General features: G+C 71.5%; 19 protein-coding genes. 16 read left to right on the forward strand and 3 right to left on the reverse strand.

Annotated features, from left to right (window positions below; translation table 11 throughout):
* Positions 1-70 precede the first annotated feature (70 nt).
* Entirely contained in the window at positions 71-1,438 is a 1,368-nt protein-coding gene (locus tag BLW14_RS18390; protein ID WP_093708338.1) for a serine/threonine-protein kinase, read from the forward strand.
* Positions 1,439-1,474: 36 nt separating this feature from the next.
* Complete coding sequence (locus tag BLW14_RS18395; RefSeq protein WP_177154019.1) at positions 1,475-4,057, forward strand: bifunctional FO biosynthesis protein CofGH; 2,583 nt, start codon at positions 1,475-1,477, stop codon at positions 4,055-4,057.
* Positions 4,058-4,133: 76 nt separating this feature from the next.
* Here the strand turns inward: BLW14_RS18395 and BLW14_RS18400 are convergent, their stop codons facing one another.
* Both BLW14_RS18400 and eccE read right to left on the reverse strand, forming a co-directional pair.
* Entirely contained in the window at positions 4,134-4,898 is a 765-nt protein-coding gene (locus BLW14_RS18400) for a hypothetical protein (RefSeq protein WP_093708340.1), read from the reverse strand.
* A complete protein-coding gene (eccE, locus tag BLW14_RS18405) occupies positions 4,895-6,073 on the reverse strand; it encodes a type VII secretion protein EccE (RefSeq protein WP_093708341.1) in 1,179 nt (392 codons plus the stop codon). Before eccE ends, BLW14_RS18400 begins: the two co-directional genes overlap by 4 nt.
* 247 nt (positions 6,074-6,320) lie before the next feature.
* Here eccE and eccB point away from each other — a divergent pair, with 247 nt between their 5' ends.
* From eccB to BLW14_RS18475, 14 genes are all read left to right on the forward strand, one after another.
* Positions 6,321-7,871, forward strand: a complete 1,551-nt coding sequence (gene eccB / locus BLW14_RS18410; protein ID WP_093708342.1) for a type VII secretion protein EccB — start codon at positions 6,321-6,323, stop codon at positions 7,869-7,871.
* Positions 7,872-8,112: 241 nt separating this feature from the next.
* Positions 8,113-9,225, forward strand: a complete 1,113-nt coding sequence (mycP, locus tag BLW14_RS18415; protein ID WP_093708343.1) for a type VII secretion-associated serine protease mycosin — start codon at positions 8,113-8,115, stop codon at positions 9,223-9,225.
* Between the two features lie 156 nt (positions 9,226-9,381).
* Positions 9,382-9,735: a WXG100 family type VII secretion target gene (locus BLW14_RS18420; RefSeq protein ID WP_093708344.1), complete on the forward strand. Its 354-nt coding sequence runs from the start codon at positions 9,382-9,384 to the stop codon at positions 9,733-9,735.
* 48 nt (positions 9,736-9,783) lie between these two features.
* Entirely contained in the window at positions 9,784-10,065 is a 282-nt protein-coding gene (locus BLW14_RS18425; RefSeq protein WP_093708345.1) for a WXG100 family type VII secretion target, read from the forward strand.
* A 110-nt stretch (positions 10,066-10,175) separates the two neighbouring features.
* Positions 10,176-10,652, forward strand: a complete 477-nt coding sequence (locus BLW14_RS18430; RefSeq protein ID WP_093708346.1) for a hypothetical protein — start codon at positions 10,176-10,178, stop codon at positions 10,650-10,652.
* Between the two features lie 32 nt (positions 10,653-10,684).
* The gene (locus tag BLW14_RS18435) at positions 10,685-12,205 is read left to right on the forward strand and encodes a WXG100 family type VII secretion target (protein ID WP_093708347.1); all 1,521 of its coding nucleotides are present in this window, start codon (positions 10,685-10,687) and stop codon (positions 12,203-12,205) included.
* Positions 12,206-12,261: 56 nt separating this feature from the next.
* Entirely contained in the window at positions 12,262-13,506 is a 1,245-nt protein-coding gene (locus tag BLW14_RS18440; protein WP_256332828.1) for a S8 family serine peptidase, read from the forward strand.
* Between the two features lie 55 nt (positions 13,507-13,561).
* Positions 13,562-14,320, forward strand: a complete 759-nt coding sequence (locus tag BLW14_RS18445) for a YbaB/EbfC family nucleoid-associated protein (protein ID WP_093708349.1) — start codon at positions 13,562-13,564, stop codon at positions 14,318-14,320.
* Between the two features lie 21 nt (positions 14,321-14,341).
* The gene (locus BLW14_RS18450) at positions 14,342-14,647 is read left to right on the forward strand and encodes a hypothetical protein (protein ID WP_018524934.1); all 306 of its coding nucleotides are present in this window, start codon (positions 14,342-14,344) and stop codon (positions 14,645-14,647) included.
* A gap of 12 nt (positions 14,648-14,659) precedes the next feature.
* Positions 14,660-15,400 (forward strand): hypothetical protein, encoded by a 741-nt coding sequence (locus BLW14_RS18455; protein WP_018524933.1) that lies wholly within the window; start codon positions 14,660-14,662, stop codon positions 15,398-15,400.
* Positions 15,401-15,480: 80 nt separating this feature from the next.
* A complete protein-coding gene (locus BLW14_RS18460) occupies positions 15,481-15,843 on the forward strand; it encodes a hypothetical protein (protein ID WP_093708350.1) in 363 nt (120 codons plus the stop codon).
* Positions 15,844-15,854: 11 nt separating this feature from the next.
* A complete protein-coding gene (locus tag BLW14_RS18465; RefSeq protein ID WP_143052012.1) occupies positions 15,855-16,457 on the forward strand; it encodes a PH domain-containing protein in 603 nt (200 codons plus the stop codon).
* 276 nt (positions 16,458-16,733) lie between these two features.
* The gene (locus BLW14_RS18470; protein ID WP_256332829.1) at positions 16,734-17,069 is read left to right on the forward strand and encodes a hypothetical protein; all 336 of its coding nucleotides are present in this window, start codon (positions 16,734-16,736) and stop codon (positions 17,067-17,069) included.
* A gap of 101 nt (positions 17,070-17,170) precedes the next feature.
* Positions 17,171-17,758, forward strand: a complete 588-nt coding sequence (locus BLW14_RS18475) for a hypothetical protein (protein ID WP_177154020.1) — start codon at positions 17,171-17,173, stop codon at positions 17,756-17,758.
* A 20-nt stretch (positions 17,759-17,778) separates the two neighbouring features.
* On the opposite strand, the gene eccCa is transcribed toward BLW14_RS18475, so the two are convergent.
* A complete protein-coding gene (eccCa, locus tag BLW14_RS18480; RefSeq protein ID WP_093708353.1) occupies positions 17,779-21,744 on the reverse strand; it encodes a type VII secretion protein EccCa in 3,966 nt (1,321 codons plus the stop codon).
* Positions 21,745-21,759 lie beyond the last annotated feature (15 nt).

Below are 21,759 nucleotides of genomic sequence, written 5' to 3' on the forward strand. Positions count from 1 at the left end.
CCACCTCGCCCCGCATTGGCAGGCACACGGCATACTGGGCCGCCGGATCACCGGGGGGAGCGCCCAGCGCATGGCGTACGGAACGGACGGGGCGGAGCTGCCCGAGAAGGTCGGCGGTTACGCCGTCGAACGGGAACTGGGCGCCGGCGGGATGGGCGTCGTCTATCTCGCGCGGTCGCGGGGCGGCCGTGCGGTGGCCGTGAAGGTTGCCCGGCCCGAACTGGCCGCCGATCCGCACTTCCGTACGCGGTTCCGGGCCGAGGTCGAGGCGGCGCGGAGCGTCGGCGGCTTCCACACGGCGCCCGTGGTCGACGCGGACCCGGACGCGACCGCGCCCTGGCTGGCGACGGCGTACATCCCCGGGCCCACGCTCGGCGCGCTCGTCGAGGCGGAGGGGCCGATGGACGAGGCGCGGCTGCGGCGGCTGGGTGCCGCCCTCGCCGAGGCGCTGGCCGCCATCCACGGCTGCGGGCTCGTCCACCGGGACCTCAAGCCCGGCAACATCATCATGGCGTCGGACGGGCCGCGCGTCCTCGACTTCGGGATCGCCCGCGCCCTGGAGTCGAGCCGGCTCACCGCCACCGGGGTGGCCTTCGGGACGCCCGGGTTCCTCGCCCCCGAGCAGGCGCAGGGCCTCGAAGTCGGTGGCCCGGCCGACGTGTTCGCCCTGGGGGCCGTGCTCGTCGCGGCCGCGGGCGGCAGCGCGTTCGGTGCCGGGACGCCCATGGGGCTGATGTACCGGTCGGTGCACGAGGCGCCCGACCTCCGGGCGGTGCCGGAAGGAGTGCGGGACGTCGTGGCGTCCTGCCTGGAGAAGGAGCCCGGCGACCGGCCCACCCCCGACGCCCTACTGGACCTCTTCGCGCCCGGCGGCCCGGCGCCCGCCGCGGCCCGGGTCGCGCCGACGGAGCCGGCCGACGCGGTCCCGCCGGGCCACGCGCACCCGCCCGCCGACGCGACCCCGCCGCCGCCCGCCTACCCGCCGGTCGCACCGACCACCCCGTACCCGTCCCCGTATCCGCCGGCCGCCGCGGTCCCGAACCCGTACGCGCAGTCCCCGTACGGTTCTTCGCCGTACCCGCAACACGCCACCCCGAACCCGTACGCGCAGGGGGCACCGGCCAACCCGTGGCAGAACGCACCTGCCCGGGCCGCCGATCCCGAGGGAGACATCGGGTTCGTCGGTGTGGGCACGGACACCTCGCTGGTGATCGACGCGCTGGGGGTCGAGTACGAGGCGGCCGACCGGGCCGCCCTCCAGTTCACGTGGCACGAGATCGGCAGGATCGAATACGCGGTGCGGGGGCCCAAGCTCCTCGGCGTCGTCGTCCATCTGCGCACGGGTGCCGTCCACACCTGGATGCTGGCCGCCCGCAACCGGTCCCGCCTGCGGGAATGGACGCAGGACCTGCCGCTGATCCTGGAGTACTACGGGTAGCGGGGGCGCCGGCTACCCGTCCGTATGCTCGGGTGCATGACCGATCCTCAAGCCGGACTCCCCACCACCAACTCGATGCGACGGGCGCTCAGGCGCGCCCGTGACGGTGTCGCCCTCGACCGGGCGGAGGCCGCCGTGCTGCTGCGGGCGCGCGGCGGCGACCTGACGGATCTCGCCGCGTCCGCCGCCCGGGTGCGGGACGCGGGCCTGGAGGCGGCGGGGCGGCCGGGGGTCATCACGTACTCCCGCAAGGTGTTCATCCCGCTGACCCGGCTCTGCCGCGACAAGTGCCACTACTGCACCTTCGTCACCGTCCCCGGCAAGCTCCGCCGGGCCGGGCACGGCATGTTCCTGTCGCCGGACGAGGTGCTGGCCATCGCCCGTGAGGGCGCCGCGATGGGCTGCAAGGAGGCGCTGTTCACGCTGGGGGACCGGCCGGAGGACCGCTGGCCCGAGGCGCGCGAGTGGCTGGAGGCCGAGGGGTACGACGACACCCTGGCGTACGTACGCGCCATGGCGATCCGCGTCCTGGAGGAGACCGGTCTGCTGCCGCACCTCAACCCCGGGGTGATGAGCTGGACCGACCTCCAGCGGCTCAAGCCGGTCGCGCCCTCCATGGGCATGATGCTGGAGACCACGGCGACCCGGCTCTGGTCCGAGCCCGGCGGCCCGCACCACGGCTCCCCGGACAAGGAACCCGCCGTCCGCCTGCGGGTCCTGGAGGACGCGGGCCGGTCCAACGTGCCGTTCACCACGGGCATCCTCATCGGCATCGGCGAGTCGTACGAGGAGCGCGCGGACTCCCTCTTCGAGCTGCGCCGGACCGCCCGGGCCTACCACGGCATCCAGGAGGTCATCGTCCAGAACTTCCGGGCCAAGCCGGACACCGCGATGCGCGGGATGCCGGACGCGGAGCTGGAGGAGCTGGCCGCCGCCATCGCCGTCGCCCGGCACATCCTCGGCCCGTCCGCCCGCATCCAGGCCCCGCCGAACCTCGTCGACGCGGAGTACGCCCTGCTCATCGGCGCCGGCATCGACGACTGGGGCGGGGTCTCGCCGCTCACCCCCGACCACGTGAACCCCGAGCGGCCCTGGCCGCACATCGACGAACTCGCCGCCCGCACCGCCGAGTCCGGCTTCGCGCTGCGCGAACGCCTCACCATCTACCCGGAGTTCATTCGGCGCGGTGAACCCTGGCTCGACCCGCGCCTGCTCCCGCACGTCCGGGCGCTCGCCGACCCGGAGACCGGCCTCGCCCGCGAGGGCGCGATCCCCGAGGGGCTGCCCTGGCAGGAGCCCGACGAGGGGTTCAACGCCTCCGGCCGCACCGACCTGCACCGCACCATCGACACCGAGGGCCGTACCGGCGACCGCCGCGACGACTTCGACGTCGTGTACGGGGACTGGGAGGCGCTCCGCGAGGCGGCGGCCCCCGGGATGGTGCCCTCCCGGATCGACGGGGACGTCCGCGCGGCGCTGAGCCGGGCCGCCGACGACCCGACGAAGCTCTCCGACGACCAGGCGCTCGCGCTGCTGCACGCGGACGGGCCGGCCCTGGACGAGCTGTGCCGGATCGCGGACACCCTGCGCCGGGACGTGGTCGGGGACGACGTCACGTACATCGTCACGCGCAACATCAACTTCACCAACGTCTGCTACACCGGCTGCCGCTTCTGCGCCTTCGCCCAGCGCCGCACCGACGCCGACGCGTACACCCTCTCCCTGGACCAGGTCGCGGATCGGGCCGCGCAGGCGTGGGACGTGGGCGCGGTCGAGGTCTGCATGCAGGGCGGCATCCACCCCGACCTGCCCGGCACGGCCTACTTCGACATCGCGCGGGCGGTGAAGGAGCGCGTCCCCGGCATGCATGTGCACGCCTTCTCGCCCATGGAGGTCGTCAACGGGGCCACCCGCACCGGCATGTCGATCCGCGACTGGCTGACCGCCGCGAAAGAGGCCGGGCTCGGTTCGATCCCCGGCACCGCGGCCGAGATCCTGGACGACGAGGTCCGCTGGGTCCTCACCAAGGGCAAACTGCCCACGGCCACCTGGCTTGAGGTCATCAGGACCGCCCACGAGGTCGGCCTGCGCTCCTCGTCGACCATGATGTACGGGCACGTCGACCAGCCCCGCCACTGGCTGGGCCACCTGCGCACCCTGGCCGCGCTCCAGCAGGAGACGGGCGGCTTCACGGAGTTCGTGACGCTGCCCTTCATCCACACCAACGCGCCCGTCTACCTCGCCGGCATCGCCCGCCCCGGCCCCACGGACCGCGACAACCGGGCCGTCACCGCCATGGCCCGCCTCCTCCTGCACCCGCACATCACCAACATCCAGACCAGCTGGGTCAAGCTCGGCACGGAGGGCGCGGCGGAGATGCTCCGCTCGGGCGCCAACGACCTGGGCGGCACCCTGATGGAGGAGACCATCTCCCGTATGGCCGGGTCGGGTTACGGCTCGTACCGCTCGGTGCGTGACCTGGTCGCCATCGCGGAACTGGCCGGCCGCCCCGCGAAGCCGCGCACCACCCTGTACGGGGAGGTGCCCGAGGAGCGGGTCACGGCCGCCGCTGCCTCCGACGGGCACCTGCCGGAGCTGCTGCCGGTGCTGCCGGACTGACGGACCGGGGCGGGGCTTCGTCCGGGGCGGGGGCTCTTCGCCTGGGGGCGGGGCCTTCCCGGCCGGGGCGGCCGGGTCAGTCCAGGCGGCGCGGGCCGCCGAGGAGCCCGGCCTCGATGTCCGTCGGCTGCATCTTGACCAGCTTGCGGTGCTTGGGCGTGCACCACAGCACCATGTCGTCGCCGAGCTGGGACAGCGCCTCCGCGTTCACCCGGGGCAGGCGCAGGATGCGGCCGAGGACCGCGGCCTCCTCCGGCGAGACCCGCTGGATGCCGACCAGCCCCGCGTGCTCCACCAGCTTCGGCGCCGTCGGGCCCAGGAACGGCAGCAGTGTCAGCACGGACTGCCAGGGGCCGGGCGCCAGCCGGCTGCGTGGGGGCCGCATGCCGGCGTCCCGGACCACCAGGACCGGGCTGGTGACCGAGGCGCCCTGCGGACCCACCTGCTGCACGTCGTGCACCGTCATGCACTGCTGGCTGCCGCCCGCGGCCTGCGCCAGGCCCGTCCACGCCTGCGGCCGGGCCGTCTCCACGGCGACGCGCGCCCCGGTGCCGGCCGTGCGCAGCGCCAGCACCTGGGCCGTCCACACACTCCCGATGACCACGACGTCCAGCTGGGCCGGGCGGAACATCCCCAGCACCGCGGGCTGCCCCTGCGCGTCAGTGCCCGCCACGACCCCGTCGTCCCCGACCGGCAGCCGCAGCGCCGCGAGCTGCTCCACCGGCAGCTCGTGCCGGCCCCGGCGCGGCCCGAACAGCCCGTGCCCGGCGCGCGCACGGGCGGCCGGGGCCGGGGCGGCGGGGGCCGGGGCGCCGGCCGGGCTCGTACGGTGGATGCTCAACGGGTACCTCCGAGCGGCAGGGTGGCCAGCACACCGGGCAGTTGTTCGCGGTCCAGCCGTACCAGGCCGACCTTCACTCCACGCGCGGCGCGCTCCAACTGCCGCCGCACCGAGACCAGTTCATCGGCGCCGCGGGCGGTGAGGCGGACGTGCCCGCTGACCGCCGGCATGCCGCCCGTGCCCTGCGACACCGTCAGGCTGAACGTGCTGACCGGGGCGGGCATCGACGTCAGCAGCGCCACCACCTGCGCCGAGGCCGCCGCCCCCGCGCCCAGGTGCGGCCAGCGGCCGACCCAGTACGTGGTGTGCCAGCGGTCGTCGCAGCGCCAGGTGCGGCTGGACTCCGCGGTGCGCCGCTCGGCGGTCTCCGACCGGCCCGCCAAAGCGCTGGCCTGCGGGTTCACCCCGGCGGACGTCGCCAGGGCGGACGTCAGCTGCGCCTCGGTCAGGATCGAGGCGTCGAACCCGGCCGCCGTCAGCCGGCTCGCCAGCTGATCCGCGGCCCGCAGCAGCGCACGCTGCGCCCCGCCGAGCCCGCCACCGCGCGCCTGCACCGCCTCCGGGCACAGCTTCGGGTCGAGCTTCAGTGCGATCCACGTCAGCCGGACCGCGGGGGTGCCGGCCCGCGCCTGGAGCGGGCCGTACGAGCGGGCGGCGGCCGCCTGCTCCGGCAGATGCGGACCGGGCGCGGGCTGCGTGTGCTGCACGACCTGCGCCGACTCCAGCCGGATGCCGTCCACCTCAAGGGCCTCGTGCAGCAGCCCGAGCTCCAGCGGACGCGCCTCACGGGCGGCGCGCAGGGGTTCGTCCCGCGGCTGCACGAGGAGCAGCGCCGTCAGGAACGTACCGTCGCCCACCATCCCGACAGCGCGCTCCCGCTGCCGGTCGGTGTAGGTGTACGTGCGCAGCGCGTCCTCGCACTCCAGGACCGGTGCCAGCGCGGGATCGACGCCCTCGGCGGACCACGGCCGCCGCGCGGCCCGCTGCCGGCCGCGCAGGGCCAGGAACGCCTTGATCCACTCCAGCACCGGCCGCCCGCGCCAGCGCAGGACGGCCAGGAGCACCAGTACGGCCCCGACCAGGCCCATCGGCACCATCAGGACCTTGTCCGTCACCCACGCGATCAGCATCAGCGCGCCGGCGACCTCCAGCAGCACCATCTGGTGCAGCCGCACTCCACCGATCCGTCCCGGCCGCGGTTGCAGCCTCGTCACTGCGGTCGTCGTGCTGCTCATCCCCCGGTATGTCCCTCCGTGTCACGGCACTGCGGCGTGTGCGAGCCGGACCCACGCTATCGGCACACCGGCCCGCGGGCGCCCCCTGGCCCCCGAAGCCCGCACCCGGACGGCGGCGGGCGGGGCCGGGCGGGCATAGTGGGGTCGGTTCGCGACGCGTTCACAACCACGGGGAGAAGTCGGGCAGATGGCATCACGGCGTGACGAACTCAATGCCTACACCTTCGCGAAGAAGAGACTGGTCGCCGCCTTCCTGCAACCCTCGGCGGCCGCGACGGACGAGGCGGCGCCGCGACCGCTGCGCGCCGTGCTGCCGGGCGTGGTGGTCGGCGCCCTGCTGGTGGCGGGCTTCGGCGCCTGGGGCATCTTCAAGCCGAAGGTCCCGGCCGGCTGGACCGACGCCGGTGCCCACGTCATCGTCGGCAGCGAGTCCACCACCCGTTACGTGGTGCTGGAGACCAAGGGCGTCAAGCGGCTGCACCCCGTGCTGAACTTCGCCTCGGCGCGCCTGCTCCTGGACCCCGGCGACTCCTCGGTGATGCAGGTGCCCGAGTCCGAGCTCGACAGCGGCAAGCTGCAGCGGGGCCCCATGCTCGGCATACCGTACGCACCCGACCGGCTGCCCGGCGCGGACGAGGCGGGCAAGAGCAAGCTCTGGGCGGTCTGCGAGCAGCCGGGCGCCGGCTCCGGCGACACCGTCCAGAAGGCCGTGTTCCTGTTGGCCGACCGGGAGGCCGGCAAGGTCGGCGGCAAGCGGAAGCTGCGCGACGGGCAGGCGCTCTACGTGGAGGCGGACGGCGGGGACGGCACGCGCTACCTGGTGGACGCGGACGGCACGCGGCACCCCATCGGGACCACCCCGGGCGACAAGCCCTCGGCCCGCGACGAGGTCCTGCGGCGCTCCCTCTTCAGCGAGGGCGCCAAGCCGCAGAAGGTCAGCAAGGACTGGCTCGGCACCCTGCACGACGGTTCGCCCGTCGACTTCCCGAAGCTGCCGGGCAAGACCGGCGACCCGGCGGGCGTGAAGGGCCTCGACCCCGGCCTGAACAAGGTGGGCACGGTGCTCAAGGCCGTCGCCGGTACCGGGATGCAGCACTACGTCGTGCTGCCGGGAGCCGTCGCGCCCGTCTCCGACCTCGTCGCCCGGCTGCTCCTGACGAGCCCGGAGGCGGAGGTGCTCGGCCAGAAGGCGCAGGCCGCCGAGGTCGCCCCGCAGTCCTTCACCTCGTCGCCGGACGAGTTCTACGCGTCCAAGGGCTGGCCGAAGAGCGTCCCGACCCAGGCCAACGACACCTCCGCCCGGACGGGGACCGTCTGCAACGTGCTGCACGGCGTCGACGGCAAGGGCGTGCCGGAGCTCACGACCTGGGCCGGGCCCCGCTACCCGGTGAGCTTCCTGGACGGTGCCACCAGCGCGTACGTCACCCCGGGCAGCGGTGTGCTCTACCGGCAGTTCAGCGGTGCCTCGCCCACCACCGGGTCGGTCTTCCTGGTGACGGACACCGGGCTGCGGTACGCCGTGCAGACCAACAACGACAGCAGCGCCGACCACTCGAAGATCGGTGAGACGGCGAAGCCCGCGTCGCCCGAGGACCGGGCCGCCGAGGTCAACCAGGCGCAGATCAGGCTCGGCTACAAGGACGTGAAACCGCTGCCGGTGCCGGAGAACTGGTCGAACCTGCTGCCCAAGGGGCCACGGCTCGACACCAACAGCGCCAAGCAGCCGCAGAGTTCCTGACGACGGAGGAGGGGGAAGCGTGAAAACGATCAACCGCGGCACATTCCGGCGCCGGGCTTCTTCCGGAACTCATTCCGCATCTCGTTCCGTATCACGTTCTTCGGTTCGCCCGGCCGCCGCCGTACTGCTTCTGACATGCGCGGCGACCATCGTTCTGCCGGTATTTCCTGCCACGTCGGCGGCGGCCGAGGATTCCGTTCCGCAAACGGGGGCCGAGGGCAGCGGCGAGTGCACCTTCCCGATGCCGAAGCAGATCCAGGGCCGCCCCTGGTCGCTCCAGCGGCTGGTCTTCGACCAGCTCTGGCAGGACACCAAGGGCAAGGGCGTCCGGGTCGCGGTGATCGACACCGGGGTGGACGCGACCAACCCGCAGCTGAAGGGTGCCGTCGACCGGAGCTCCGGCACGGACCTGCTTCCGGCGCTGAACCCGGACGGTACGAAGGCCAAGGGCAAGGCGAAGGGCAAGCGGGGCGACGGCACGACCGACGTCGTCGGCCACGGCACCAAGGTCGCCGGCATCATCGCGGCCCGCCCGCGCAGCGGCACCGGCTTCGTGGGCCTGGCCCCGGAGGCGACGATCATCCCCATCCGGCAGAACGACGACAAGGGCAACGGCACCGCCGCGACGATGGCCGAGGCGATCCGCCATGCCATCAGGAAGCACGCCCGGGTCATCAACATCTCGCAGGACACCGTCAAACCCCTGCGCGCAGACTCGGAGTTGGGCCGTGCGGTGAGCGAGGCCCTGAAGAACGACATCGTGGTGGTCGCCTCCGCGGGCAACGATGGGCTCACCGCCCCGGCCAAGGCCACCTACCCGGCCGCGTACCCGGGTGTGCTGGCGGTGGCCGCGTCCGACCGCAACGACGAGCGGGCGCCGTTCTCCCAGACCGGTGACTTCGTCGGGGTCGCGGCGCCGGGCGTCGACATGGTGTCCACCGTGCCGAAGGGCGGCCAGTGCGTCGACAACGGGACCAGCTTCTCGGCGCCGTACGTCGCCGGGGTGGCCGCCCTCATCCGGGCCAAGCACCCGCGCTGGACGCAGGCCCAGGTGGTGGCCCAGATCGAGCAGACCGCGGAGCGCGCGGTGAACGGCCGGGACGACTTCATCGGCTGGGGGGTGGTGGACCCGGTGCGCGCCCTCAACGACGACGAGCACCCGGTGAACGCGCCCACTCCGGACCGCGCGGTTTCGAACGGTCCCGTGGGGCCGGAACCGGTGGCGCTCCAGCTGCGTGAAACCAGGCAGGAACGGATGACTCGCATCTCGACCTACGTACTGGCCGCGACGGGGCTCCTCGTCGCGGTGGTCGCGGGGGTCGCGGTCCTCGTGCGGGACCGGAGCCGTCCGTGAATAGGTGAATTTCCAACAACTTGCTGTTGCAATAAGCCGGTTGGAATCGTTGGTCATCGCAGTTAAAGTGAAAGTCGCAAAAATGCGGTCCGATCTGGACGTGCCAGCCGGCGGCCCGACAGCCCGCAACATCCAATTCATGGGGGAAGGTGCGCTATGGGAGACAAGCTCAAGGTCACATCCGGGGAGATCACTCAGCTGATCAAGGACCTCGGCCACATGCAGGACACGCTGGAGAGCAGGATCAGCGCGCTCAACGCGGTCATCGACTCCGTCGAGGGTCACTGGAAGGGCGTCGCGGCCAACGCGTACAACGGCCTCCAGACGCAGGTGAACCTCGATGTGCGCAACCTGAAGGAGCTCCTGGACTTCACCCACGAGGCGGTCCAGATGAGCCGCGACGGCTTCGACGCCGAGGAGGTCGAGCGCCTGAACAGCTTCAAGGGCATCGACGGCGTAGACCACACGGGCAGCAACGGCATCCTGGACCGCTTCCAGGTCTCGCAGTAGTCGGCCCGTCCGCCCTCATTCCGCACCTTCGCGTCAGGAGACCGTTCCATGGAGATCACGTACTCCGGGGTCGTCGAGGCCTCTAACCAGGTCAAGACCACCGCCAACACCATCAAGGAGCAGCTGGACTCGCTGAACAGGAGGGTCGAGGCCGTCGTCGCCACCTGGGACGGTGAGACCCGGCGGGCGTTCCACGACCGCCACGCGGGCTGGCAGCTCAAGGTCGACCACATGCACCAGACTCTGCTGAAGATCTCGACCAAGCTCATGGAAGCGACGGACGGCTACCAGGCCAACGACCTGGCGCAGTCCCGCCGCTTCCACGGCTGACCCAGGCCCAGATGAACGACAACGGAACCGGCACGCCGGGGGTGCGGGGCGCGGACACCGCGTCCCGCACCCACGCCTGCCGGACCACGGCACTCTAGGGAGGCGTATCCATGGGATCCCATCTTCCGGACGACCCGCCGCTGCCCGACAACGGCAAGGGCAAGGGCTCGCCGGACCTGGACACGCCGAGCGAGTCCCTGAAGAGCTTCAAGACGCGCGTGGACAAGCTCCTCACCGCGCTGGACGGCTCACCGGCCGCCCACAGCCGCATCACCGAGCAGAAGGTCACCGCCGCCGCGTACGGCACGGGCTTCCCGGAGGCACTCGGGCTTTCCGCTTCCTACGATGTCGTCCACCTGCGCCTGACCCAGCTCTCCAAGACGCTCGGCGAGCAGTTGGAGGCGATGGGCATCACGGTCGACTTCGCCGACCGCGGGTACCAGAACGTCGACCACGAGTACGCGGAGCGCCTGCAGGCCATCCAGAAGCGCGTCGAGGCCGAACACCAGAAGCCGGAAGTCGACCCGCAGACCGGGCTGTTGCCGAGGCCGGGCGAGGGTACTGGCACCGATCAACACGGTTTGTAGGCACGGGAAGTGAACGGGGGAGAGGGATAACCATGGGGGACAAGGGCAAGCTGCCGCCGCTCAACGCCTGCTATCTCACGACCGACTTCGAGAACATGTCGTACGAGGACATGCTCGCGATGGTGCGCAGCGTGGACCCCACGGCGATCATGGGCCGGGGAACCGCGCTGATCGACGCACAGACCGAGATCGAGAAGATCGGTACCGAGCTCAAGGAGCACGTCAGCCGCACCACGTGGAAGGGCAAGGGGGGCGACGCCTTCCGCGAGTGGGGCGACGACTTCGCCAAGCAGACCATCAAGCTGGCCGACTACGCCGGCGCCGCGGGCACCTCGCTGCAGACGGCCGGCCAGGCGCTCAGCGAGGTCAGCAAGGTGATCCAGGGCCACTCCGACGCCACGGCCATGTGCTACGCGGACGAGGAGAAGGAGAAGGCCCGGCTGAAGGCCGTCGACAAGGCGCGGAACGAAGCGATTCCGCAGATGAACAAGCTCGCCTCGTACTACATGATGGCGCAGCAGACGATCTCGTCGCAGGAGGAGCCGGTCTTCAAGCCGCTGCCTGCGGCGGCGTTGCCGGACGAGAAGTACGCGGGTGGCGAAAGGAGCTACGGCACTTCCGGTGACTCGGGCAGCACGCACTCGGTCTCCACTGTGCCGAGCACCGGCGGCTCGTCGGGCACCTACCACCACGTCACCGCGCAGCCCGACGGCAGCAGCTCGCCTTCCACCACCAACGTCTCCACCCCCCCTGCGGCGCATCACGTCGGTGTGGTCCCCGTGACGCCCGGCGTCCCGGACACCACGGGCACCAACATCGACACGGTCACGATGCCGGACGCCCCGCCGGTCACGTCGACACCGCCCACGGGCGGCCCTCCGGTCACTCCGGTCGGCGGCGGCGGGCAGAACAACATCCCGCCCGTGGTCCTGCCCACGCAGTCGCTTCCGAACGGTCCCGGGGGCGGTGGGAACCGGCGGACGATTCCGGTCGCCCCCGTTACCGACGGCGGCCCACGGGCGAACCCCGTCGGCCCCGTTGCGGCGGGGGACCGGCGCACGATGCCGGTCGGCCCGATGGGCAGGGGCGGCGGCGAGAGCGTGCGTGCTCCCGGCATCCACGGCGGTACGCCCGGCCGCCCGGTGACCGGCCCCCTCGCGGGCGGACAGCGCGGAACGGTCATCGGCAACGAGCGCCCCGGGGTCGGCCGCTCGATGATGGGCGGCCACGGCATGGGCGCCGTGGGTTCGCCCACGGGGCGTGGCGGAGTCGGCGGAGCCGCCGGTTCGCGACGCCTGGTCACCCAGCCCGGCGGCACGGTGGGGGAAGCGCGCGGTGGCGGCGCGGGACGGGAGTTCACGCCCGGCGGCAGCGGCCTCGTACGCGAAACCGCGCGCCCGGGAGCCATGGGTCCGATGGGCGGTGCGATGGGCGGGTCCCGGAGCGCGGGCCGGCGTCCCCAGCGGCGTGACGGTGAGCACCCGGACTACCTCGAAGAGGACGAGGCGACCTGGGCCACGGGGGACGACGTGGTCCCGCCCGTGATCGACTAGCAGCCGGTTTTCCGAGCACCGACGCCGGTGGGGCGGACAGAACACGAGTGGGTGGCATGAGGTCAACGGTCTGGCGACGGCGCGGTCGGACGTCGGCGGTGGTGTCCGCGCTGGGCGCCCTGCTCCTCCTGGGCGGCGCCGTCGCCCCGGCCGCGACCGCGGACACCATGCGCGACCGCCAGTGGTACCTGGACCGCATGCAGGCCCCGGCCATGTGGAAGGTCAGCACCGGCAAGGGGATCACGGTCGCCCTGCTCGACACCGGGGTGCTCCCCTCCGTCCCCGAGCTGACGGGCAAGGTGCTCAAGGGCAAGAACTTCGTGGAGCCCGAGCGGGGTGCGCACAAGGACAAGGACGGGCACGGCACCGCGTTGGCGATGCTGATCGCCGGCAACGGGGCCAACGACCAAGGCGTGAAGGGTCTCGCGCCGGATGCGCGCATCCTCCCGCTGACCGTCTTCGGCTCCTCCAAGGAGTCGGGCACCAACAGCGTTCCGGCGGTGATCGATGCCATCAGGTACGCCGCTGACAGCGACGCCCAGATCATCAACATGTCGTTGGGTTTCGAGAACTACATGCTTGAAACCGGCGAGCGGGAAAAGATCCAGCAGGCGGTGGACTACGCCATTGGCCGCGGGAAGCTGCTTCTGGCAGCCACGGGGAACCGAGGCGACAAGGACAACGATCCCGCGTACCCGTCGGCGAGTCTCGGCGTCGCCGGGGTCGGAGCGATCGACAAGACGCTCAAGGTGACGAAGTTCTCGGGCTGGGGGTCCCAGGTGGCACTTGCCGCGCCTGGTGAGGACATTCCCGTCCGTTGCTCTGAAGGCAAGCCCGGCTACTGCAGCAGCTGGGGCACCAGTCAGGCCACCGCCATCGCCTCCGCATCGGCAGCCCTCATCTGGTCCATGCACCCCGACTGGACCGGCAACCAGGTCCTGCGCGTCCTCATGAACACCGCGGGCAAGCCGACCGAGGGCAGGATTCCCAGCCGCTACATCGGCTACGGCACGGTCCGCCCCCGGATCACCGTCCTCGGCGGCAAGGCCGACCCGGGCCCCGCCGACGTGAATCCTTTGGTCGCCGCCCGCGCAACCGCGTCCCCGTCGCCCAGCGTCTCCGCTTCCGCGTCCCCCTCGGAGGACCCGAAGCCCTCCGCCACCCCCACGGCGAAGGACGACGACGGACAGGGCGGCACGGACACGACCGTCTGGATCGTCGTCGGGGCGGTCGCGGCGGTGGTCGTCGTCGGCGGTGCGGTGCTCCTGGTACGCCGGAGGAGCACCGGCCCCCGGTACTGAGCGACCTCCGTCGCACCACCCCCCCCCACGTAGTACACAGGCCGGAGGAGACATCGTGGACCAAGAGTTCCTGGCAGGGCTGCAGCAGTTCCAGCAGCAGGCGCAGAACTTGCAGAACCTGATGACGGACATGCAGAACCGCATGCCGCAGGGAGGCGAGGGAACGGACGCCCAGGGCGCCGTGACCGTACGCCTGGCGGCCGACGGGATTCCGGAGTCCATCAAGGCCGCCTCGGACTGGCAGCGCAGGCAGGGCCCCGAGGTCATCGGCGCGGCCGTGCTCGACGCATACGGGACGGCGATGAGTGCGCGGATGGAGGGCGTCGCCCGCGCCTTCGACCAGGCGGACTGGCAGGCCACGGCCGAGCAGGTGGACCGCTCGCTCGCCCAGCCCGGGCCTCCTCCCGCGACGGGCCTCCCGCCGGCGACGCCTCCCGGACCGGATCTGCGATATGTGGTGCCCCGGAGCCTCGACGAGGTGACCGAGGACGCGCTGTCGGCGCTCGACGCGGTGCAGCAGATGGCGACGACGGTCGCCGAGCCCCCCCGGGCCGTCGGCAGATCCACGGCGCACCGGGTCGTCATCACCGTAACGAAGGGGGCCCTGCTCTCCTGCGAGGTGGACCCGCAGTGGGCGGCGAAGCAGACGTCCATCGGGCTCAACCAGGCGTTCGAGGAGGCCCTGGCCGGTGCCCGTAGCCAACTGGGCGAACTGGAGGCCGCCGCCGAGGACGGCGCGGGCCACCTCCAGCTCGACAGCCTGCTGCACGAAGCACTGGCCATTCTCAGCGACCCGCGGCGTCTTGCCGAATGACTTCCGAAGGGACTGACTGCATTGGGTGATCCCGACCTCAAGGTCATCACCGATGGACTGCGCACCGACGCGGTCATGTGGGACGAGCAGAGCACCGCGATGAAGGCGGTGCACGACGCGGTCGAGGGCACGAGGATGAACCGGCTCCAGGCCGGCGTGTTCCAGCTCCTCGTCTCGGCGTACGGAGCCGTGGTCGAACAGGTCTCCGCACGCAGCGCCGAGGGTGAGGTGCAGATGGCGGCGGTGAGCTCCGCGCTGTACAAGAACGCCAAGGCGTACGACGCACACGAGGTGGACACCAAGCACCACGTGGACCACGCCTACTAGACAGGGAATTTCATGGCTTTCAACGCCGCGCAGTACGAGGCGACCACACAGAAGCTGACCACCGGGATACAGACGCTCTCGGAGAAGGTGAACCAGGTCGGCCCGAAGGCCGAATCCACGGCGAACCACTGGTACGTCCCCGACTTCATCGGGGACGCGCTGATCTGGGCCGCCAACAAGGTCATCGAATTCGGCAACTGGGTCCTCGGCAAGCTGAAGGAACTCATGGAGGGCGTGGCGGCGCCCGTCTACATGGCCATCCACACCTGGACCTGGCAGTCCGACATCCGCGGGGGCGCCTCCGGAGTGGCGGGCACCACCACCGCCGACCAGCTCCAGTCGCTGAAGCACTGGACCGGCGAAGCCGCCACCTCCTACACCAACGCGGTGAAGGCCCAGCCGATCGCCGCCGCGAAGATCGGCACGACCGCGGACAAGGTGGCCACCGGCCTGGCGCTGTGCACGACCGCCGGCGCCGCGTTCTACGTGTCGCTGGCCGTCATCCTGGCCCAGTACATCGTCACCATGATCGGTGCGATCGCGGCCCTGGGCTCGGTCGTGTTCTCGTGGGCGGGTGCGGCCCTGATCGTCGGCGACACGTCGGTGAGCGTCGGCTACATCATCACCGCCGTCACCGCGCTGGCCGCGCTGCTCGGTGCGCAGGCCCAGCAGATGGCCGCCATCGAGGGCGAGGCGCGCGACATGACGACGTACCCCAACGGCCACTGGCCGGTTGCCGCGCCGGGCGCCTGAACCCGTCCGATACTGGGGCCTCCCCCCAGTAGAAGACCGGGTGGTACGGGCCTCTCGGACGAACAGACAGGTGAGACATCATGCGTGCATTCCGGGTAGTTCTCTGGGCCGTCGGCCTGGTGGCTCTGGTGGGTCTGTTCTTCTCACTGAAGGAGGCGTTCCACCCGGCGGTCTGGATCCTCTGCATGGTCCTCGCCGTCGGCTGCCCCCTGGCGGCCGAGGGCCGTGCGGCCCGGCAGACGCAAGGCAGGCGACGCGCGGAGCAACGCGCCTGGTACGCGGAGAACTTCGGCTCCCTCGAAGCCCTGCGCGAGGCCGTCGACGCGCCGGCCCTGCGCCGCATCCGTGACGAGAAGGGCCCGGCGCAGGCGGTCCGCGAGGTCAAGCGCGAACACCCCCGCCTGCCGCTGGACGTGGCGGTGTCCCTGGTCAGAGCCTTGTGAGCCCGGGGACCATGTTTACGTCCCCGGGCCCCGGCGAAGGGCTGTTCATCCCCGCCGAGGGGGCGCGCCGAGGCGGGGTCTACCTGTTGGTGACTCTCGCGTGTGTGCTCGCTCTGGTGGTTCTCGAAGCGCTCACCGTGTTCGTGGTCCTCGTGCTGCTCTCGGGTGAAGGCATCGAATCCATGGGCTGGGCCGGCGTCGGCGGGTACATCGGCCTGCCCGTGTTCTTCGCAGGGGTGTTCCTGCTGCCGATGGCGGTGATGATGCGGCGGCTCCCGGGCATGCGCATCGACGCGACCGGTGTGACCAGGGTGTGGCGCAAGCGTAGTCAGACCATTGGCTGGGCCGACATCGACCAGGTCCGGTTCAACAGTCGGCGGAGTTACCTGATGATCGTGCTGAAGCCGGGTGTGAACGCCGGGAAGCCGAACGACGGCGGTGGGCCGCGCGCGGTTCTCCACTCGCTCGGACACGCCGTCTGGCGCCGCCGCAGGCCCGGTCAGGCCGGGCTGATCATCGAGGCGGTCGAGCGCTTCGCCCCGGGTACGTACATCCCCGGCCAGTGGCCCGTGGGCAACCAGGGCCGCACGCGCGGGACGGGCGCTCCGGCGTAGCGGAGCGGATGTGCAGGGCGCCGTGACCGTACAGCCGGAACCGGATGGGCTGCCGGAGTCCATCACGGCTGCTACGGACTGGCAGCGCAGGCAGGGCCCGGAATCCATCGGAGGCGCCGTGGTCGATGCCTACGGAGTGGCCATGAGCGAACAGATGCGGGGATGAGCCCTAGCCTTGGAGCGGAGCGACTGGCAGGCCAAGGCCGACCGTGCAGGCTCGGCAGTGCTTGATGATGCCGGGAGGCGGGTTCTCTGAAAGACAGGTGATGGTTTCGCATGTACTGGATTCGAGTACCGCTTTGGTGTGCCTCCCTGGCCTGCTTGTATGTGGTGTTCGCTGTTCGGCCTCATAGTCTGCCGCTGACGATCCTTCTTTACGCCCTTTTCGTTCTCCTCCCGAGCTTGGGCGAGGGATACGTGCAGCGGCGGCGCCAGAAGGACTGGTACGGAAAATTCGGGTCCATCGACGCATTGCGGTCGATCGTGACGGACGAGGCGGAACTTCGTCGGATCCGTGATGAAAAGGGGTTGCTGGTGGCTGCCCGCCGGTTCAGGCGCCAGTTTCCTCGGTGTCCCTTGCCCGAGGCCCTGAAGCTGGTTCAGTCGCTGTGACCACTCCGCCCATCCCCTCGGCGTCGCGGTCGTGACGTTGGGTTGTGTCCATCTCGCAACTGAGCGCGTGGACTTCTCGGATCAACAGGCAGGTGGGCCTCATGTACGTGTGGCGGATGGCTCTCTGGGCAGCTGCGAGCGCAGCCGCCGGAGCGGCGGTGCTGCTCTTTCACGGAGCGGACACCGGTTCGTCGGCGCTGCCGTTCCTGCTCTGTCTCGTGCTGGCCTTCGTGTTCGCGCTAGCCGCTGAGCTCTATGCGACGGGCCGCAAGCGACGCGAAGCGAGGAAGAGCTTTATACAGAAGTTCGGATCGGTCGACGAGTTGAGGCAGGCCGTCGATGGACCGGGGCTCCGGCGTACGCGTGATGAGGATGGGCTGCTGAGCGCCGTGCGCAAGCGTAGTCAGAGCATTGGCTGGGCCGACATCGACCAGGTCCGGTTCAACAGTCGGCGGAGTTACCTGATGATCGTGCTGAAGCCGGGTGTGAACGCCGGGAAGCCGAACGACGGCGGTGGGCCGCGCGCGGTTCTCCACTCGCTCGGACACGCCGTCTGGCGCCGCCGCAGGCCCGGTCAGGCCGGGCTGATCATCGAGGCGGTCGAGCGCTTCGCCCCGGGTACGTACATCCCCGGCCAGTGGCCCGTGGGCAACCAGGGCCGCACGCGCGGGACGGGCGCTCCGGCGTAACGGAGCGCCCGTCCCGGCCGTCACCCCTCCTCCGGCTCCAGCCACCCCGTCTGGATCAGGGCCGGCGTGCCCCGGCGGGCGACGAACATGCCCCGGCCGGGCGGCAGCGGGCGGCCCTTCACGGTGCCGAGGAGTTCGCCCTCGCTGGGGTGGCCGGACAGGATCACGCCCTGCGCGCCCAGCTCCTTGAAGCGCTGGATGAACGGCTCGTACGAGGAGCGGCCGGCGCCCGCGCTGCTGCGGGCGATGATGAAGTTGACGCCGGTGTCCCGGGCGAACGGCAGGTTGTCCACCAGCTGGGCCAGCGGGTTGGCGGACGACGTGGCCACCAGGTCGTAGTCGTCCACGATGATGAACGCCCGGGGGCCGCGCCACCAGCTGCGGGTGCGCAGCTGCTGCGGGGTCACGTCCGTCCCGGGGATGCGGCTGGTGATGAGGGTGTTCATGTCGCCGAGGTAGGACTCGAACGCGTTCTGCGTGGTCGCGTAGCCGACCAGGTACGGCTCGGGCACGACCTCCAGCAGGCTGCGCCGGTAGTCCCCGACGCAGATCAACGCCTCCTGCGGGGTGTAGCGGGCGGTGATCTGCTTGATCAGCAGCCGCAGCAGCGCCGTCTTGCCGGACTCCGACTCGCCGAAGACCGCGAACAGCGGGTCCGTGTCGAAGTCGACGTACACCGGCGCGAGGTTCATCTCGTCGATGCCGATCGCGACACCGCCGCGCGTGGCGTCGGGGCCGGTCGGCAGGTCGCGGGCGGACAGCATCCGGGGCAGCATCCGGACGGCCGGGGCGTGCGGGCCGGGCCAGTTGTCGTTCATGGCCTTGACGAAGCCGGCCGTGGCCTCGGACAGGTCGTCGCCGCCCCCGCCCGCGGAGTCGTCGATGCGCGGCAGGGCGCCCATGAAGTGCAGCCGCTCCTCGGTCAGACCGCGGCCCGGGGTGCCGACGGGCACGTTCTTGGCGACCTTGCGGTCCAGCTCGGAGTCGGCCGGGTCGCCGAGGCGCAGCTCCAGGCGGTTGAGCAGCTGGTCCTTGAGCGCGGCGCGCATCTCCATGTACCGGGAGACGGTGGCGACCAGGTGGACGCCGAGGCCGAGGCCCCGGGCGGCGATGTCGGCGACGACGGGCTCCAGGAACTCGTAGTCCGTCTTGAAGGACTGCCAGCCGTCGATGACCAGGAAGACGTCGCCCCACGCCTCGCCGGGCAGCCGGCCGGCGGCGCGCAGCCGGCGGTAGGTGGCGATGGAGTCGATGTTGTTGTCCCGGAAGAACGCCTCGCGCCGGTTGAGGATGCCGGCGACCTCGGCGACCGTACGGCGGATCTTCTCCGGGTCGAGCCGGGAGGCGACCCCGCCGACGTGCGGGAGGCCCTCGATGGCGGACATGCCGCCGCCACCGAAGTCCATTCCGTAGAACTGCACTTCGTGCGGGGTGTGGGTGAGGGCGAAGGCGCCGATGAGGGAGCGGAGGAGGGTGGACTTGCCGGAGCGCGGGCCGCCCACGATCAGCATGTGGCCGGCGGCGCCGGAGAAGTCCCTGACCAGGGTGTCGCGGCGCTGCTCGAACGGCTTGTCCACCAGGCCGAAGGGGACGACGAGCGCCCCGTTCCGCTGCTCGGGCGCGTGCAGGCCGCGTTCGGGCGTGACCGCGAGCCCGGGCAGCAGCCGGTCGAGCGAGGGCGCCTCGGTGAGCGGTGGCAGCCACACCTGGTGGGCGAGGGGCCCCTGGCCCTCCAGGCGGCGGGCGATGACGTCGAGGACGGTGTCCGCCAGCGCGTCGGGCGTCGCCTGCCCGGGCACGAAGGGGACGTGCGGCTCGGGCTCCGGGTAGTGGACCGCGACCGGGGCGGCGGTGAACAGGACCGGCCGGCGGTCGATCGCGAGATCCCCGTTGCCGGAGACCGGCGCGACCCCGGGCCGGTAGGTCCCCGACACGTACGCGGCCTTGAAGCGGGTCATCCCCTCGGTGCCGAACTTCAGGAACCCGGAACCGGGCACCGACGGCAGGTGGTAGGCGTCGGGCACGCCCAGCGCGGTACGGGACTCGGCGGCGGAGAAGGTCCGCAGCCCGATCCGGTACGAGAGGTAGGTGTCCAGGCCGCGCAGCCGGCCCTCCTCCAGGCGCTGCGAGGCCAGCAGCAGGTGCACGCCCAGGGACCGCCCGATGCGGCCGATCTGGATGAACATGTCGATGAAGTCCGGCTTGGCGGTGAGCAGTTCGCTGAACTCGTCGATCACCAGGACCAGCGAGGCCAGCGGCTCCAGCGGGGCCCCGGCGGCGCGTGCCTTCTCGTAGTCGGTGAGGTTGGCGTAGTTGCCCGCCGCCCGCAGCAGCTCCTGGCGGCGCTGGAGCTCACCGGTGATGGAGTCCCGCATGCGGTCGACCAGGGTGAGGTCGTCCGCCAGGTTGGTGATGACCGCGGCCACGTGCGGGAGTTCCGACATCCCGGCGAAGGTGGCGCCGCCCTTGAAGTCGGCGAGGACGAAGTTGAGGGTCTCCGACGAGTGGGTGACCGCGAGGCCCAGCACCAGGGTGCGCAGCAGTTCGGACTTGCCGGAACCGGTCGCGCCCACGCACAGCCCGTGCGGGCCCATGCCCTCCTGCGCGGCCTCCTTGAGGTCGAGCATGACGGGGGAGCCGTCCTCGCCGACACCGATGGGCACCCGCAGCCGGTCGGCCGTCGAACGCGGCCGCCACACCGTGTTGGTGTCCACCGCGGCGGGATCGCCGATGCCCAGCAGGTCCGTGAAGTCCAGGTTGGCGAGCAGCGGCTCCTCGTCGTCCCCGCCGCTGCCCATCCGGAACGGGGCGAGCTGGCGGCCCAGGGCCTGAGCGGTTTCGACGGGCAGGAGGTCCGGGATGCCGTGGTAGGAGACGCTGGCCGACTCCAGCCGCAGCCGGCCCGGCCGCACGGCGATGTGGAGTCCGCCGCGCGGCTCGTCCAGCTCCTCCGGGACGATCTCCACCACGGTGACCCCCTGGAGCCCCTCGGCGGAGGCGAACAGCGAGTTCTGCGGGACGACGCCGCCGTCCAGCACGAGGACCACGTGCGGCTGGTCCAGGAGCGGGGAGCCCTCGCGGTTGAAGCGGGAGCGGCCGTCCAGGGTGTGGTGGAGCAGCGTCTCGACCTCGGCCAGGTCGTCGCTGAACAGCCGCTTGGTGCCGGCCCCGTCCGACGTGCCGGGGGCCTGGGTGTGCGGGAGCCACTTCGTCCAGTCCCACTGGTCCGTCACGTCCGTGGACGCCACGACCGCGACCAGCAGGTCCTCGGGGGAGTGCAGCGCGACCAGTCCGGAGATCATCGCGCGCGCGGAGCCGCGTACGGAGACCGGGTCGCCGGAGACCACGACGTGGTAGAAGGCGCGCAGCGACATCGCCATGGGGAGCCGGTCCACGGAACCGTGGGTGGCCAGGAACCGGTGCATGGCACCGGCCGACAGCGGCTCCAGCTCGTCCACCGGCGCGGTGGTCGGGGCGATGAGCGGCGTCCACAGCTGCTGCGGGCCCAGGCCGACGCGGACCTGTCCGAAGTCGTCGTCGGTGATCCGGCGCTCCCACAGCCGCCCGCCCTCGGCGACCAGCGACCACAACTGGTCCGGGTCCGGGTGCAGGTAGAACTGCGCGTCGCGCTGCGCCTGCGCGGTGCGCCGCACCTTGCGCCGGGTCTGCCCGAGGTACTTCAGGTAGTCGCGGCGGCCCTGCACGGCCTCGCCCTGGGTGCCCTTGCGGTACCGCATCATCTGCGCCACGGCCATCGCGACCGTCGACAGCAGCATCATGACGCCCATGATCTTCATGAACGACTGGGAACCGGGCATGAAGAAGAACACCACCGACGAGCCCATGCCGAGCATCGGCAGGAGCTGCATGGCCATGCCCTCCTGCTGCCCGCGGGGCAGTTCAGGAGGAGCTTCCAGACGCAGTTCCGTGGTGGACGTCTCGGGCGGCATCGCGCGGGGCGGGCGCTTGACGACGATCTGGGTCACCGGCGAATCAGTCCC

It is taken from the genome of Streptomyces sp. 2131.1, from assembly GCF_900105515.1.
Taxonomy (GTDB): Bacteria; Actinomycetota; Actinomycetes; order Streptomycetales; family Streptomycetaceae; genus Streptomyces; species Streptomyces drozdowiczii.

Excerpts from the sequence above, each read along its gene's own strand:
- eccB (WP_093708342.1), top strand. The coding sequence starts at position 6,321 with ATGGCATCACGGCGTGACGAACTCAATGCCTACACCTTCGCGAAGAAG.
- BLW14_RS18425 (WP_093708345.1), top strand. The coding sequence starts at position 9,784 with ATGGAGATCACGTACTCCGGGGTCGTCGAGGCCTCTAACCAGGTCAAG.
- mycP (WP_093708343.1), top strand. The coding sequence starts at position 8,113 with ATGCCGAAGCAGATCCAGGGCCGCCCCTGGTCGCTCCAGCGGCTGGTC.
- BLW14_RS18465 (WP_143052012.1), top strand. The coding sequence starts at position 15,855 with ATGTTTACGTCCCCGGGCCCCGGCGAAGGGCTGTTCATCCCCGCCGAG.
- BLW14_RS18435 (WP_093708347.1), top strand. The coding sequence starts at position 10,685 with ATGGGGGACAAGGGCAAGCTGCCGCCGCTCAACGCCTGCTATCTCACG.
- BLW14_RS18470 (WP_256332829.1), top strand. The coding sequence starts at position 16,734 with ATGTACTGGATTCGAGTACCGCTTTGGTGTGCCTCCCTGGCCTGCTTG.
- BLW14_RS18475 (WP_177154020.1), top strand. The coding sequence starts at position 17,171 with ATGTACGTGTGGCGGATGGCTCTCTGGGCAGCTGCGAGCGCAGCCGCC.
- BLW14_RS18440 (WP_256332828.1), top strand. The coding sequence starts at position 12,262 with ATGAGGTCAACGGTCTGGCGACGGCGCGGTCGGACGTCGGCGGTGGTG.
- BLW14_RS18395 (WP_177154019.1), top strand. The coding sequence starts at position 1,475 with ATGACCGATCCTCAAGCCGGACTCCCCACCACCAACTCGATGCGACGG.
- BLW14_RS18430 (WP_093708346.1), top strand. The coding sequence starts at position 10,176 with ATGGGATCCCATCTTCCGGACGACCCGCCGCTGCCCGACAACGGCAAG.
- BLW14_RS18455 (WP_018524933.1), top strand. The coding sequence starts at position 14,660 with ATGGCTTTCAACGCCGCGCAGTACGAGGCGACCACACAGAAGCTGACC.
- BLW14_RS18390 (WP_093708338.1), top strand. The coding sequence starts at position 71 with ATGGCGTACGGAACGGACGGGGCGGAGCTGCCCGAGAAGGTCGGCGGT.
- BLW14_RS18460 (WP_093708350.1), top strand. The coding sequence starts at position 15,481 with ATGCGTGCATTCCGGGTAGTTCTCTGGGCCGTCGGCCTGGTGGCTCTG.
- BLW14_RS18420 (WP_093708344.1), top strand. The coding sequence starts at position 9,382 with ATGGGAGACAAGCTCAAGGTCACATCCGGGGAGATCACTCAGCTGATC.